At 52.3% G+C, this 15,149-nt stretch carries 12 protein-coding genes; all 12 read left to right on the forward strand.

The window, feature by feature from the left end; translation table 11 throughout:
* Positions 1-20 precede the first annotated feature (20 nt).
* A complete protein-coding gene (gene uppS / locus NHM04_RS01520) occupies positions 21-776 on the forward strand; it encodes a polyprenyl diphosphate synthase (protein WP_256527035.1) in 756 nt (251 codons plus the stop codon).
* On the forward strand, positions 769-1,617 hold the full coding sequence (locus NHM04_RS01525; RefSeq protein WP_254265294.1) for a phosphatidate cytidylyltransferase: 849 nt from the start codon (positions 769-771) through the stop codon (positions 1,615-1,617). The genes uppS and NHM04_RS01525 overlap by 8 nt, the downstream gene beginning before the upstream one ends.
* Positions 1,610-2,815 (forward strand): 1-deoxy-D-xylulose-5-phosphate reductoisomerase, encoded by a 1,206-nt coding sequence (gene ispC / locus NHM04_RS01530; protein ID WP_254265295.1) that lies wholly within the window; start codon positions 1,610-1,612, stop codon positions 2,813-2,815. Before NHM04_RS01525 ends, ispC begins: the two co-directional genes overlap by 8 nt.
* A 10-nt stretch (positions 2,816-2,825) precedes the next feature.
* Positions 2,826-4,181, forward strand: coding sequence for an RIP metalloprotease RseP (rseP, locus tag NHM04_RS01535; RefSeq protein WP_254265296.1), 1,356 nt, complete (start codon positions 2,826-2,828; stop codon positions 4,179-4,181).
* Between the two features lie 87 nt (positions 4,182-4,268).
* Positions 4,269-6,929, forward strand: a complete 2,661-nt coding sequence (bamA, locus tag NHM04_RS01540) for an outer membrane protein assembly factor BamA (RefSeq protein WP_254265297.1) — start codon at positions 4,269-4,271, stop codon at positions 6,927-6,929.
* Positions 6,930-6,985: 56 nt separating this feature from the next.
* Complete coding sequence (locus tag NHM04_RS01545; protein WP_254265298.1) at positions 6,986-7,498, forward strand: OmpH family outer membrane protein; 513 nt, start codon at positions 6,986-6,988, stop codon at positions 7,496-7,498.
* Between the two features lie 19 nt (positions 7,499-7,517).
* Complete coding sequence (gene lpxD / locus NHM04_RS01550) at positions 7,518-8,543, forward strand: UDP-3-O-(3-hydroxymyristoyl)glucosamine N-acyltransferase (protein ID WP_254265299.1); 1,026 nt, start codon at positions 7,518-7,520, stop codon at positions 8,541-8,543.
* Positions 8,544-8,597: 54 nt separating this feature from the next.
* Positions 8,598-9,035 (forward strand): 3-hydroxyacyl-ACP dehydratase FabZ, encoded by a 438-nt coding sequence (gene fabZ / locus NHM04_RS01555; RefSeq protein WP_254265300.1) that lies wholly within the window; start codon positions 8,598-8,600, stop codon positions 9,033-9,035.
* A 20-nt stretch (positions 9,036-9,055) separates the two neighbouring features.
* Complete coding sequence (lpxA, locus tag NHM04_RS01560) at positions 9,056-9,826, forward strand: acyl-ACP--UDP-N-acetylglucosamine O-acyltransferase (protein WP_254265301.1); 771 nt, start codon at positions 9,056-9,058, stop codon at positions 9,824-9,826.
* Positions 9,827-9,833: 7 nt separating this feature from the next.
* A complete protein-coding gene (gene lpxB, locus NHM04_RS01565; RefSeq protein WP_254265302.1) occupies positions 9,834-11,006 on the forward strand; it encodes a lipid-A-disaccharide synthase in 1,173 nt (390 codons plus the stop codon).
* Between the two features lie 3 nt (positions 11,007-11,009).
* Positions 11,010-11,615, forward strand: a complete 606-nt coding sequence (rnhB, locus tag NHM04_RS01570) for a ribonuclease HII (protein WP_254265303.1) — start codon at positions 11,010-11,012, stop codon at positions 11,613-11,615.
* A 4-nt stretch (positions 11,616-11,619) separates the two neighbouring features.
* Positions 11,620-15,123 (forward strand): DNA polymerase III subunit alpha, encoded by a 3,504-nt coding sequence (gene dnaE / locus NHM04_RS01575; RefSeq protein WP_254265304.1) that lies wholly within the window; start codon positions 11,620-11,622, stop codon positions 15,121-15,123.
* The last annotated feature ends 26 nt before the right edge of the window (positions 15,124-15,149 follow it).

Here is a 15,149-nt window from a genome sequence, read left to right on the forward strand (position 1 = left end):
TTATCGCCCCGGAGTGAAGTGTGACCGGCAGTTCTCTACGTCATATCGCCATTATCATGGATGGCAACAATCGCTGGGCTAAACAGCGCAATCTGTCTGGTATTGCCGGGCACCGTGAAGGGGTAGAGCGCATCCGCGATGTGATGGCTGCCTGCCAAGAGCTGAAAGTCGAAGCTCTAACCCTGTTCGCCTTTAGCAGTGAGAACTGGCGCCGCCCCGCCAAAGAGGTGGACGCTCTGATGTCGCTGTTTCAGTTGTACCTGAAAAAAGAAGCGAAAGATTTAAAAAAGCGCGGCGTGCGCTTAAAAGTTGTGGGTAATCGCGATCGTTTTAGCGAATCGTTAAAAACCTCTATTGCCAAAGCCGAAGCGCTTACCGACACCCAGGATGCCGCCACCACGCTAGTGATTGCCGCCGATTACGGAGGTCGCTGGGATGTGGTGCAGGCCGCCCGGAAAATGGCGCAGGCTGCTGTGTTGGGTGAGCTGACCCCGCAAGCGATAGATGAAGCGGCGTTTGATCGCGCCACGTCTCTGGCCGGTTTGCCGGAGCTGGATCTATTAATTCGCACCGGTGGCGAGCACCGTATCAGTAATTTCCTGCTGTGGCAGGCCGCCTACGCCGAGCTGTATTTCAGCGATGCGCTGTGGCCCGACTTTAACGGTGAGCTTTTAAAAGCAGCTGCGGCAGACTTTACGCAGCGTCAGCGCCGTTTTGGTCGTACCTCTGAGCAGTGTGAATCCGGCGCCGCTTTTGCTGGAGATTCCTATGCTTAAACAGCGCGTACTAACCGCCATTGCACTGGCGGCAATATTTCTGTTAGCGCTTTTCTATTTGCCCGAGCGTTACTTTCCTGCCTTTATTGCCGCCATTGTGCTGATTAGCGCCTGGGAGTGGGCGAACTTAAGCGGTTTTGAAAAGCCCTTGAGCCGCGCTCTGTATGTTCTCGCCCAAGGCGTTTGCATCGCTCTGGTGGCGGTGTACATCGGCGTGATTCCGGTAGATGCCATCGACATTAATCGGGTGCCTGCCAGGTATCAGCATGTACTGCTTGCCGGTTGCACCTGGTGGGCGCTGGCGTTGTTGTGGGTGCAGGGTTATCCCAGCAGCGCGCTCTTGTGGGGGCGCCGCTTTATGCGGGCCTTGATGGGTTTTTTGGTGCTGGTGCCTACCTGGGCTGCGGTCAGCTATGTGCGTTCTGAAGAGTTTGGCGCCTGGCTGGTATTGCTGATTGTAATCATTGTCGCCACCGCGGATATCGGTGGTTATTTTGTCGGCCGCCGGTTTGGTCGTCATAAGCTCGCCCCCAATGTCAGCCCCGGTAAAACCCTGGAAGGTTTCTTGGGAGGAGTGGGCGCGAATCTGATTCTGGTGTTTATCCTGTGGTATCTGTCTGACAATCCTTTGTTCCCATTGCTGGCGCTAATATTAGTTACCTCTCTGGCCTCAGTGCTCGGTGATTTGCTTGAAAGCATGGTTAAGCGAGAGCGCGGTATCAAAGACAGCAGCTCGCTGTTGCCCGGCCACGGAGGTGTGCTTGACCGGGTCGACAGCCTGACTGCGGCGGCCCCAGTGTTCGCCCTTATTCTGTTGTCGCTGGAGTTGAGCTTTGGCTGATTCGCCCCAACAGGTCACTGTTCTTGGTTCTACCGGTTCCATCGGTGTCAGTACGCTCGACGTATTGGCGCGTCACCCAGCTCGCTTCCAGGTTTTTGCGTTGGCGGCTCATTCCAGCTGGGAGGCGATGGCGCAGCAGTGCTTGGCCTGTAATCCGCGCTACGCCGTTTTAGTGGATGAAAAAGCCGCGCAAAAGTTGCGCGAAGCTCTTGCCGATGCCGGCTCACAGACGCAGGTTCTAAGCGGTACACGCGCTTTGGAGGAAGTGGCTGAGGCGCCGGAGGTGGACACGGTTATGGCTGCTATTGTGGGTGCGGCTGGATTATTGTCGTGCTTCGCCGCGGTAGAGGCGGGCAAGCGAGTGCTCTTAGCCAATAAAGAAGTGCTGGTAATGGCAGGTGGTCTGTTTATGGCTGCTGCCAGACGTTCTGGGGCCGAAATTCTACCTATCGACAGTGAACACAACGCCATTTTTCAGTGCCTGCCCCTAACCGGTGGCCTGTCCGCCGGGCTTGATCTTGCTGCGCTGGGCGTCAGCCGCATCCTGTTAACCGCATCCGGTGGCCCGTTTCGCCAGGCCAGCTTGCAGGAGTTACAGCGGGTGACGCCGGAGCAGGCGTGCGCGCACCCTAACTGGAGTATGGGGCCAAAAATATCGGTGGATTCGGCCACCATGATGAACAAGGGGCTGGAGTTTATCGAGGCCTGCTGGTTGTTCAATGCCCAACCCGCCAATATCGAAGTGGTGATCCATCCCCAGAGCGTAATCCATTCATTGGTGGAGTACATTGACGGCTCGGTATTGGCTCAGCTGGGTAACCCTGACATGCGTACCCCCATCGCCAATGCCTTGGGTGCGCCCGAGCGCCTGGCCGCAGGTGTTGACAGTCTGGACTTGGTGGCTACCGCCAGATTGGATTTCGAAGCGCCGGATCAGGCGCGTTTTCCCTGCCTAACACTTGCACAGGAGGCGGTGGCTACCGGCCTCAATGCGCCTGCGGTGCTCAATGCCGCCAACGAAGTGGCGGTAGCGGCTTTTTTGGCCGAGCAATTGTCCTTTACCGCCATTGCCGGGGTTATCTCTGCCACCTTAGAGCAGGTAAAATTCACTGAACCGGACAGTTTAGAGGCTGTCCAACAGGCCGATCTTGAGGCCAGGGGTGTGGCGCAGAGATTGATTGCTGCCAGCGCTAATTAACGAGGCTTATGTGAACATTCTCCAATACGTATTTTGGTTTTTTGTTGCCATTTTGGTGCTGGTGACCATCCACGAATTTGGCCACTTTTATGTCGCCAGGCGCTGCGGTGTAAAAGTGCTGCGCTTTTCCATTGGTTTTGGCAAGGTGCTTACCAGTTGGCGTGATAGTCAGGGCACGGAGTTCGCGCTCTCTGCCATTCCTCTGGGTGGCTACGTCAAGATGCTGGATGAGCGCGAGGGACCGGTGGCTGAAGATGAGCTGCACCGCGCGTTTAATCGCCAGAGTGTTGGTAAGCGCATTGCCGTGGTGTTGGCAGGGCCGGTAGCTAATTTGATTCTTGCGGTACTCATTTTTTGGCTGGTATTGGCGGTCAGTGGCGAGCGCGGCTTGGCGCCGGTGATTGGCAAGGTGGAGCCAGGCTCGGTGGCGGCCAGTGCCAACCTTGAGGCGGGCCAGGAAATTATTGCCGTAGATGGTGTGAGCACTTTGTCCTGGCAGATGGTGCAAAAACAACTGCTGCGTCGTCTGGGTGAGAGTGGGCCGCTGACCTTTGCCGTGCGCTACCCGGACTCCAGTTTGCGCTACGAATCTGAAGTCGTGCTGGACGACTGGCTGCGCGGGGTGGATGAGCCAGAACCCTTGTCTGGGCTAGGGGTTACGCCTTACATTCCCGCGGTTCCGGCAATCGCCGGGGAAATTCAGGATGCTAGCCCGGCGAGTGAGGCGGGTTTGCAGCCCGGTGATCAGATTATCGCCGCTGATGGACAAGCGATTGCCAGTGCTCAGGACTGGATCGATTATGTCAAAGCCCGGCCCGAGTCGCTAATCAATCTCACGGTAGAGCGCGGCGGCCAGGAGCTAGAGTTAGCGATTACGCCGGAGCGAATCACTGAGGCAGGTACCAGCTTCGGCAGGGTGGGGATGGGCTTTGCGCCTTACGAGTGGCCGGAGGACTTGATTCGCCGTTGGGATTATTCACCCATCAGCGGATTTGTGGCCGCCGTAGATCGCACTTGGGAAACTTCTGCCTTTGTGTTGCTGTCAGTTAAGAAGCTGATTTTTGGGGAAATTTCCACAAAAAACTTGAGCGGAGCTATCACCATTGCTAAGGTTGCGGGTTCTGAGGCGGAGAACGGCTGGCGCAGCTTCTTGCGTTTTCTCGCGGCCTTGAGCGTCATGTTAGGAGTTTTTAATCTGCTACCTATTCCTGTGCTCGATGGTGGTCATTTAATGTACTACCTGGTCGAGCTGGTAAAAGGAAAACCGGTATCGGAAAAAACTCAGATGGTGGGCTATCAAGTGGGCCTGGTTTTGGTAATCGGCCTGACAGTACTGGCGCTTTACAACGACATCATGAGGCTTTAATCCTGTGGGAGACAGTTGACCGCCAATCTCTGGTGGTGAGGGTGTTGTGTTTGTGCAAACTGACAAATCTAAAATAGAACGTAATATATGATGCATGTTTTCTCACGAATGATCGGCCTGATGTTGGCGCTTTGCTTTTCGCTAGCCGTTCATGCACAAACCTTTCGCGTTAATGACATCCGGGTAGAGGGGCTGCAGCGGGTTTCCGCCGGCACAGTTTTCAGCGCTCTACCGATTCGCGTTGGCGATACGCTTAGCAACCTCGACGTTCAGCGCGCCACTCGCGAGCTCTTCAAGGTCGGTTTGTTTACCGATGTTTCTATTGGTCGCGACGGTGATGTACTGGTGATTATGGTTGATGAGCGTCCCGCCATTAACGAGATCACCATTGAAGGTAACAAGGTCATTAAGACCGAGCAGCTTATGGAGAGCCTGACCGAAAATGGGCTTTCCGAGGGGCAGATCTACCAAAGTGCAACTCTGAACATGATCAGCCAGGCGCTGGAGCGCGAATACATAGGCCAGGGGCGCTACGGCGCCTCGGTTGATATTGAGGTAGAAGATCTACCGCGCAATCAGGTCAAGGTGTTGGTTAATATCGATGAGGGTGAAACCGCCCGAATCAAAAAAATCAACATAGTTGGTAACACAGCGTTTGCGAATGACGAGCTGTTGGATTTGTTTGAACTGCAAACCACAGGCTTCTTTTCTTGGATTACCGGGGATGACAAATACAACCGCGAAAAGTTGACTGGCGATATCGAGAGGGTCGAGTCATACTATCTGGATCGCGGTTATCTCGCTTTTAATCTTGACTCCACCCAAGTTTCCTTAAGCCCAGACAAATCCCAGGTTTTTATTACTCTCAATATTACCGAGGGTGATGTATACACCGTGAGCGAAGTGGATTTGGCTGGCGACCCAGCTATCGATGAGCGTTTTATTCGCCGCATGATTTTAATGCGCGAGGGGCAAACCTTTTCACAGGCACTGATGACGACCTCGTCCGAGTACATAACCAATCGCTTGGGTAATGAGGGCTACACCTTTGCTGAAGTTGAGGGAATTCCAGAACGTAACGACGAAGATAAAACCGTAAAGGTGACTTTCTTTATCGATCCGAAAAAACGCGCCTATGTCAGACGCATTAATTTCCGCGGTAATACCACTACCCAGGATCAGGTGTTGCGCAGGGAAATGCGGCAGATGGAAGGGGGTGCCGCCTCTACAGCGCAAATTGAACACTCTAAAGTGCGTTTGGAGCGTTTGGGCTTCTTTAAAGAAGTGACCGTAGATACAGTTGAAGTGCCGGGTGTCGCCGACCAGGTAGATGTTGACTTCACTGTGGAGGAACAACCCTCTGGCAGTATGGGCTTACAGTTGGGTTATGCTGAATATTCAGGCCTGCTTATTTCGGGCAATATTCAACAGAACAACTGGTTTGGTACCGGTAAACAGGTGGGCATCTCTGCCAGCCACTCGAAGTACCAAACGGCTTATAATTTCCGTTACAACGATCCGTACTTTACGCCGGACGGCGTGAGCCGCGGGTTTAATATTTTCTATCAAAGCAGCGACTATGCCAGCGTAAACGTGGCGGGCTATAGTACCGATGTATTTGGCGGTAATGTCAGCTTTGGTTACCCGATTTCCGATGTGGAGCGCTTAAGTTTTGATGTGGGCTTCCGCAACCTGGAAGTAAAGCCCAGCCAATATTCCGTGCGTGAGATTATTAACACGCCTCTTTATTCTTCTTCGGCCAGTTACATTACCCAAACCGAGTATCTGGAAATTCTGGAACAGTTGTCGACCGGTAATGATTTACCTGAGATCCCTTTCGACTCTACCCCTGTACCCAGCCTGGAAGATGATGTCAACGGTATTCGCGGTGAGCCAGGCTTTTTGGATACCCATGGCAGGGAGTTCCACGACTTTGTGGCCAATGCGGCTTGGGCAAAATCCACGCTTAATCGCGGCATTCTAGCCACCCGTGGTGCTTCGCAACGTTTGGGTATTGAAACGGCACTGCCAGGTGGCGATTTGGAATACTACAAAATCACCTACGACGCGCAGATGTTCCAACCCTTAACACGCCATCTGACCCTACGTTTACGTACCAGTTTGGGGTGGGCGGACTCTTACGGTAAAACCGAAGAGCTGCCTTTCTTTGAGCATTACTATGCCGGTGGTTTTGGCTCTGTGCGCGGCTTTGAGCGCAATAGCTTAGGGCCTCGAGGCACCTATGCCGAGAGCCAGTTTTTACCGCGAACCACTTGGGATGACATGAACGGTGATGGGGTGGTGGACACTGGTGAAACTGGCTCTTTATATAATGTGCTCTGCGAGGATCCAGAGTTGGGCGGCTACAGTGGCGGTATCTCTTGTCGCCCCGGTCAGCTGATGACATCTACTGGTGGGCAGGTGACCGATCAAAGCCGCTCTTTCGGTGGTAACTTCTTGGTCGAAACCAGTATGGAAGTGATTTTCCCGCTGCCTTTTGTCGAGGACCAGCGCTCTTTCCAAACCGCCTTTTTCATCGACGCGGGTAACGTTTTTGATACCAACTGCGGCGCAACACAGGTAAACTGTTTCGACTTTGCTCTGGACCGCATGAGTATTTCTGCGGGCTTGGGCTTAACGTGGATATCGGCCTTTGGCCCTATGACCTTCTCGGTTTCCGAAGCCATTCAGAAAAACGAGTTTGACGATGAGAAAGGATTTAACTTCTCCCTCGGCCAAACTTTCTGATGAAGGTGGCCCGGGGCGACTATTACACTCACTACAGATTATAAAAGGGGAAAAATGTGATTTTGCTTAAGAAGATGATGTTGGCCGCGACTCTGTTGCTGGTTAGCGTGGGCGCTGTGGCGGCTGGTAAGGTAGTTACCCTGGATATGCAAGCGGCCATTCTGGGCACTGACCTGGCGAAAAAAAGCGTCGATAGCCTGCAAAAAAATGCAGAGTTTACCGCTTTACGCGCCAAGGTTGAGAGCTTAGTTGCCGACATTAAAGCGCTGCAGGAGTCCGCTGAAAAAGATGGTATGACTTGGTCGGAAGATCAGCAGGCCGAGCATCGCAAAAAGGTAGAGTACCTGCGCGCCGACTATGAGCTGGCGACGAAAAAACTGCAGGCCGAACAGCAACAAGTATTGCAGCGTGTACAACAACAACTGACGCCTAAAGTGCGTCCCGTTCTGGAGCAGTTAATCGCCGATGAGAAAATCGGTATGATTATCAATGCTCAATCTGTATTCCACGCCGATGCCGATCACGATATTACCGCTCAGCTGATTGAGCGCTTGAATAAAGCCAAGTAACCGCAGTTGGATTGATTGAGTGACTAGTCTTTCTCTCCGTGAGATTGCGGATTTTTTATCAGCGAAACTCGAAGGCAATGCCGGTTTATCCATAACCGGCATTGCTGGTTTGGTAACGGCAAAAAACAGCGATATTAGTTTTCTGGCAAACAAGGCCTACGAGGCTCAGTTACAGAATTCTGGTGCCGGTGCCGTTATTTTGCGCGAACAAGAATCGCATTTGTACGATGGCAACAAGCTGATCGTTGCCGATCCCTACCTCAGTTATGCTCGTCTCAGTCGATTATTCGATCGGGCACTGGAGATCACGGCCGGGATTCATCCCAGTGCAGTGGTTGATTCCGAGGCGACCCTTGGCGCTAACGTCACCCTCGGCCCCCACGCGGTAATCGGTCGGGGTGTGGTGCTGGGTGATAATGTCGTTGTGGGGGCGGGTTCGGTTATAGGTGATGGTAGTCGCGTCGGTGCACGCACCCGCTTGGCGGCCAATGTCAGTATTTATCACGATGTAGTCATCGGCGAGGATTGTCTGTTTCATAGCAGTTGTGTCATCGGCGCTGACGGTTTTGGTTTTGCTCCGGATCGGTCTCAGGGTGGATGGTGTAAAATACATCAGCTTGGCGGGGTAGTGATTGGCAGTCGCGTTGAGGTGGGTGCCACCACCACAATTGATCGCGGCGCCCTGGATGACACCGTTATCGAAGACGGTGTGATTATTGACGATCAGGTACATGTAGCGCACAACTGCCACATTGGCGCCAATACCGCCATTGCCGCCAATTGCGGTATCGCCGGCAGCACTAAAATTGGCCGCAATTGTACCCTCGCCGGCGCTGTCGGCATCGTTGGCCATATCGAGATTACCGATAACGTCCACATTACCGGTATGACCATGGTCTCTAAGTCGATAACAGAGCCCGGCAGCTACTCTTCTGGAACCAGTGCCATAGGCACCCGCGAATGGCGCAAGAACGCCGTTCGTTTTAACCAGTTAAATGATCTGGCGCAGCGCTTGAGAAAGCTCGAGTCCGGATCCGATCAGTAGAATCCGTAAGTTTTAGGCTGGCTTTGCGCCAGCGATATATAAGGCGTCAATGAAATGATGGATGTAAATGAAATTAGGCAGTATTTGCCGCACCGCTACCCTTTATTGCTGGTGGATAGAGTGGTCGAGCTGGTAGAGGGGGAATCAATTGTCGCTTACAAGAATATTTCTATCAACGAAGAAGTATTTAACGGTCATTTTCCAGAGTTTCCGGTATTTCCGGGGGTAATGATTCTAGAGGCTCTGGCCCAGGCTTCGGGTATTTTGGGATTCAAAACAGTCGACAAAAAACCGAAAGATGGTTCCATTTACCTGTTTGCCGGAATAGACGATGTGCGCTTTAAACGTCAGGTTGTTCCCGGTGATCGTCTGCAGCTGGAGTCGCGCATTATTTCCTCCAAACGCGGTATTTGGAAGTTTGCTTGCAAGGCAACAGTCGATGGTGAATTGGTCGCCTCGGCTACCATTTTGTGTGCCGACCGAAAAGTATAACCCGCGAGAGAGAGCCAGCTTTGATTGATTCACAAGCTATTGTTCATCCCGAGGCCAAAATTGCCGATGATGTAAAGATCGGTCCTTGGACAACCATCGGGCCCGATGTCGAAATTGGGCCTGGTTGTGTCATTGCCTCACACGTGGTGATCAAAGGCCCGACAAAAATTGGTCGCAATAATCAGATCTATCAGTTTTCATCGGTGGGCGAAGATACGCCAGATTTGAAGTACAACGGTGAACCTACGCGGTTGGTTATTGGCGACAACAATATTATTCGCGAAGGCGTTACTATTCATCGGGGCACCGTGCAAGATCGCTCGGAAACCACCATAGGTGACAACAATTTGATTATGGCCTATGTGCATATAGGTCATGACAGTGTAGTGGGCAACCATTGCATACTGGTGAATAACACTGCACTTGCCGGGCATGTGATTATCGGTGACTGGGCCATCTTGAGCGGTTTTACGCTAGTGCATCAGTTTTGCAATATTGGCGCCCACAGTTTTACCGGTATGGGTAGTGCAGTGGGTAAAGACGTACCTGCCTTTGTTATGGTAACAGGCGCACCTGCAGCGGCGAAAAGTATTAACTCGGAAGGTTTACGGCGTCGCGGTTATAGCAAAGAGCAAATAGCGGCTATTAACCGGGCTTTTAAAATTATTTACCGTCGTGGCCATACGGTCGAAGAAGCGCTGAATCAGTTGCAGCAGATCGAAAGCGAGGAACCCGTGGTGGCACTGATGATCGAATCTCTACAAAAATCGAAACGCGGAATCGTTCGCTAATCTCACTATGAGCCGTCCCATCCGCATAGGAATAGTCGCCGGCGAGGCTTCCGGGGATATTCTCGGGGCTGGCCTTATTCATGAGCTGAAACATAAATACGATCATATAGAGTTTTCCGGCATCGGCGGGCCGCTGATGCTGGCTGAAGGTTTTCATTCCTTTTTTCCCCAAGAGCGTCTGGCGGTGATGGGGTTAATAGAGCCCCTTAAACGCTTGCCGGAGCTGCTGCGAATTCGTAACTTTTTGAAGCAGCACTTTACCGAACAACAGCCGGATGTTTTTATCGGTATCGATTCGCCTGATTTTAATTTGTCGTTAGAGAAGCATTTAAAGCAACAGGGCGTAACTACCGCTCACTATGTCAGCCCGTCGGTATGGGCGTGGCGAAGCGGGCGAATAAAGAAAATCAAAAAAGCTGTCGACTTAATGCTGACTTTGCTGCCCTTTGAAAACGGAATTTATCAAGCGCATAACGTTCCGGTGCAATTTGTGGGGCACCCGCTGGCGGATGATATTGAGCTTGAAGTCGATGGCGAAAAGCCTCGGCAGGATCTGTCGGTAACAGGTCCTTCGCCCGTGGTGGCATTGATGCCCGGTAGCCGACAGTCTGAAGTCGAGCGCTTAGGTCCAGTGTTTTTTAGCGCTGCGCGAGAAATAGTCGCCGCTCGCCCAGGCACAAAGTTTTTAGTGCCCGCTGCCAATGGACACCGTTATCGGCAGTTGCACCAATTGCTCAGCGCTTATAGCGATTTACCGATACGCCTGGTCAATGGTCGTTCACACGATGTTATGGCGGCTGCCGATATTGTCGTACTCGCTTCTGGTACCACAGCGCTTGAGGCTATGCTGCTGAAAAAGCCGATGGTGGTGTGCTACAAAATGGCGGCGCTGTCTTTTCACATTATTAAAGCTATGGCTACGGTGGATTTTGTTTCTTTGCCAAATTTGTTGGCCGGACGTGAACTGGTGCCTGAACTGTTGCAAAAAGACGCTACTTCGGCGGCTGTAACTGAGCGGGTATTGAGCTATCTGGACGATCCAGAAGGGGTCGCTCAATTGCAGCAGGAATTTTTGCAGCTACATCAACAGCTGCGCCAGAATGCCAGCCGTGCGGCCGCTAGCGCTATTGCTGAGTTAATTGAGAAGCCTTCACTAACCAATGAACCCCTAGAGAGTTAGATCATGGAGCCTTTTGTCAGTGTTTATACCGGTCATCTGTTTGCTGGCGTAGACGAAGTTGGCCGCGGCCCTTTAGCGGGGGACGTGGTTGCCGCAGCGGTTGTCCTTGATACCGCGCAGCCGATTGCCGGCTTAGCGGACTCAAAAAAGCTGACTGAAAAGCGTCGCGAAGTCTTATTTGACGAAATTAAGCAGCGGGCTTTGTCCTATTGTATTGCGCGTGCCACGGTGGCGGAAATCGACGATATTAATATTCTTCAGGCCAGTTTATTAGCTATGAGCCGGGCCGTTAACGGATTGACGGTGCAGCCAGAGCATGTGTTGGTTGATGGTAACAAGATTCCCCGCTGGTCTTACCCGGCCGAAGCTGTGGTAAAGGGTGATAGCAGAGTTCCCGCTATAAGCGCCGCGTCGATTTTGGCCAAGGTTACCCGCGACCGAGAAATGGTAGCCATGGATGCAGAATATCCAGGCTACGGTTTTGCTTTACACAAAGGCTATCCCACCAAAGCGCATTTACTGGCGCTGGAACAACACGGCCCATGCAAAGCCCACCGTATCAGTTTTGGTCCGGTGAAACGTCAACTTGAACAGTTGGAAATGTTTTAAGTTTATGTCAGCTTCATTTGTACACCTGCGCCTTCATACCGAGTACTCGCTGTCGGACAGTATTATTCGCATCAAGCCACTGGTTGCGCGCTTGGCTGAGCTGGGTATGCCTGCCTGCGCCATTACCGATCAAACTAACTTTTACGGTTTGATCAAATTCTATAAGGCTATGCAGGGGCAGGGCATCAAGCCCATCATTGGCAGCGATTTTCTAATCGCGGGCGCAGACAGTGAAAGCAAACCGAGTTTGTTGAGCCTGCTCGCGATGAACGATGCCGGCTACAAAAATATTATCGCGCTTATCTCTAAAGCGTACCAACAAGGCCAGCAGCAGGGTATCGCCTATATAAAGCGTGAGTGGATTAGTGAATTTACCGAAGGTGTGATTGCGCTTTCGGGCGGGCGCCTTGGTGATGTCGGGCTGTCTTTATTGTCCGGTCGCAAAGCACAGGCAGCCGAAGAGTTGCAAACCTGGATGCAGCTGTTTCCGGGGCGCTTTTATCTTGAGTTGCAGCGCACCGGGCGCGAATATGAAGAAGCCTATTTGCATGCCGCTGTCGATCTGGCGAGCCATGCACAGTGCCCCGTTGTGGCGACCAACGATGTTCGTTTCTTACAGGCAGAAGATTTCGAAGTACATGAGGCGCGGGTCTGTATTGCCGATAGTCGTACCCTGGACGACCCTCGGCGTGAGCGCCGCTACAGTGAAGAACAGTATTTACGCAGCGCCGATGAAATGCAGGAATTGTTCAGTGATATTCCCGAAGCTTTACAGAACTCGGTTGAGATTGCCAAGCGCTGTACCGTAAATATTCATCTTGGGGAATACTTTCTGCCGCAGTATCCCATTCCAGACGGAATGACCGAAAACGAGTTCTTCGAAAAAGTCTGTTTTGACGGTTTATACAATCGCCTGGAGCGAATTCTTGATAGCAGCTCGCCAAACTACGAGGCGGATAAAGAACGCTACGAAGCACGGCTGCGTTTTGAGCTGGATATTATCCTGCAGATGGGGTTTCCCGGCTACTTCCTGATCGTAATGGACTTTATTCAGTGGGCCAAGGATAACGGTATTCCGGTGGGGCCTGGGCGGGGTTCCGGTGCCGGCTCTCTGGTGGCCTATTCACTGCAGATTACCGACCTGGATCCGCTGCAATACGATTTGCTGTTTGAGCGCTTTCTGAATCCCGAGCGGGTTTCCATGCCCGACTTTGACGTGGATTTCTGTATGGAAAACCGCGACAAGGTGATTAACTATGTCGCTGAGGCCTATGGTCGTGAAGCGGTAAGCCAAATTATTACCTTCGGTACCATGGCGGCCAAGGCTGTGGTGCGCGATGTGGCGCGGGTATTGGGGAAATCCTACGGGCTTGCCGACAAACTCTCCAAACTGATTCCACCCACTCCGGGTATGACGCTGAAGCAAGCGCTTGAAGAGGTAGAGCTGCTGCGAGAGATGCTCGACACTGATGCGGATGCTCAGGAAATTTGGGAGATGGCGGTTAAGCTTGAGGGCTTAACTCGTAACGTGGGTAAGCACGCCGGTGGTGTGGTTATCGCCCCTAACAAGCTGATTGATTTCTCGCCGCTTTACTGTGATGAATCGGGTAAAGGCCTGGTCACCCAATACGATAAAAACGATGTGGAAGAGGCCGGACTGGTTAAGTTCGACTTCCTGGGACTTCGGACTCTAACCATTATTGACTGGGCGCTTGAAATGATTAACGCCCAGCGGCGCAAAGTGGGTGAGCCCGACCTGGATATCAGCGCTATCGATTTGCAGGATGCGGAGACTTTTGCGCTGTTAAAACGCGCCGAAACTACCGCGGTGTTTCAGTTGGAATCCCGCGGCATGAAAGACCTGATTAAGCGGCTTAAGCCAGATAACCTGGAAGATATGATCGCTCTGGTGGCGCTGTTCCGTCCGGGCCCGCTGGATTCCGGCATGGTAACTGACTTTGTTAACCGCAAGCATGGTCAGGCCGAGGTGGCTTACCCAGATGCCAAGTATCAACACGCCAGCCTTGAGCCCATTTTAAAACCTACCTATGGTGTTATCGTTTACCAAGAACAGGTAATGCAGATCGCCCAGGAGCTTGCCGGTTATAGTTTGGGTGGCGCCGATTTGCTGCGCCGCGCAATGGGTAAGAAAAAGCCCGAAGAAATGGCGAAGCAGCGGGTAAGTTTTGAGTCCGGTGCGAAAGATAAGGGGATCGATCCGGACCTTGCGATGAAAATCTTTGACCTGGTGGAGAAGTTCGCCGGTTACGGTTTTAACAAGTCGCACTCCGCCGCTTACGCTTTGGTGTCTTATCAAACCGCTTGGCTGAAAGCCCATTATCCGGCGCACTTTATGGCGGCCACCATGAGCTCGGATATGGATAAGACCGATAAAGTTGTTACCTTTATCGAAGAGTGTCGCAACATGGGGCTCACTCTTCTGCCTCCCGATGTTAACCGTGGCGAGCTTAAATTTACGGTCGACGACGATAACAATATTATTTACGGCTTGGGCGCTATTAAAGGTCTGGGCGAAGGGCCGGTCGACAGTATTATCAAAGCCCGGGAAGAAGGCGGCCCATTTAACGATTTGTTCGACTTCTGTGCGCGTATTGATCCGCGCAAAGTCAATAAACGTGCATTAGAGGCTCTAATTCGTTCCGGTGCCGCCGATAATTTAGGCCCTGGACGCGGGTTGGATCAGGATCGCGCCGTTATGTTTGCAGCTATCACAGAAGCGGTAAAAGCTGCCGAGCAAAGCGCTGCAAATGCCAGTGCTGGTATGGTGGACTTATTTGGCGATGTGGTGCCTGCAGCGGCTGATGGTGAAGAGGCTTACAAAGAATTTGCCCGTGTGCACCCCTGGTCGATGAAAGAACGCTTGCAGGCCGAAAATGATACCTTGGGGCTTTACCTTACGGGCCATCCTATTGATGAATATGAACACGAAATCAAACACCTGGTTTCCTGCCGTATTGCTGACCTGACCCCGGATAAAAATGCTCAGCGAATTGGTGGTCTGGTGGTGGCGTCGCGCACTATGAAAACCAAGCGCGGTGATACCATGGCTTTTATTACCCTGGATGACCGCACCGGTCGGATAGAGATTGCTGTGTTTGCCGATGCTTTTGCTGAGCATCGCGAGCTGTTGGTTAAAGATGCGCTGTTGTTGGTCGAGGGGCAGGTAAGTCACGACGATTATAATAATGCGCTGAAGATGCGCGCCGATAACATCAAAAACCTGGCCGAAGCCCGACAGGAAAAGGCGCGTGCATTGCGGCTCACCCTTGAGGGGCACACCCTGGGGGCAGGGTTTGGTGCGCAGCTTAAAAACTGTCTCGAGCCCTACAAAGATGGCAGTTGTCCGGTGGTTGTGGATTATCTACGTTCCGATGCCCGCTGTGAGTTAATCTTGGGGCGTGACTGGGGGGTTCGCCCCGAAGATGATCTGCTGCAAAGGTTGCGTAACGAATATGGTATAGACAATGTTAAGTTGCAATATACCTAGTACGCTTAGGGCCAAGTTTGACTAGT

Origin of the sequence: Gilvimarinus sp. DA14 (assembly GCF_024204685.1) — a bacterium.
In the GTDB taxonomy this organism is placed as follows: domain Bacteria; phylum Pseudomonadota; class Gammaproteobacteria; order Pseudomonadales; family Cellvibrionaceae; genus Gilvimarinus.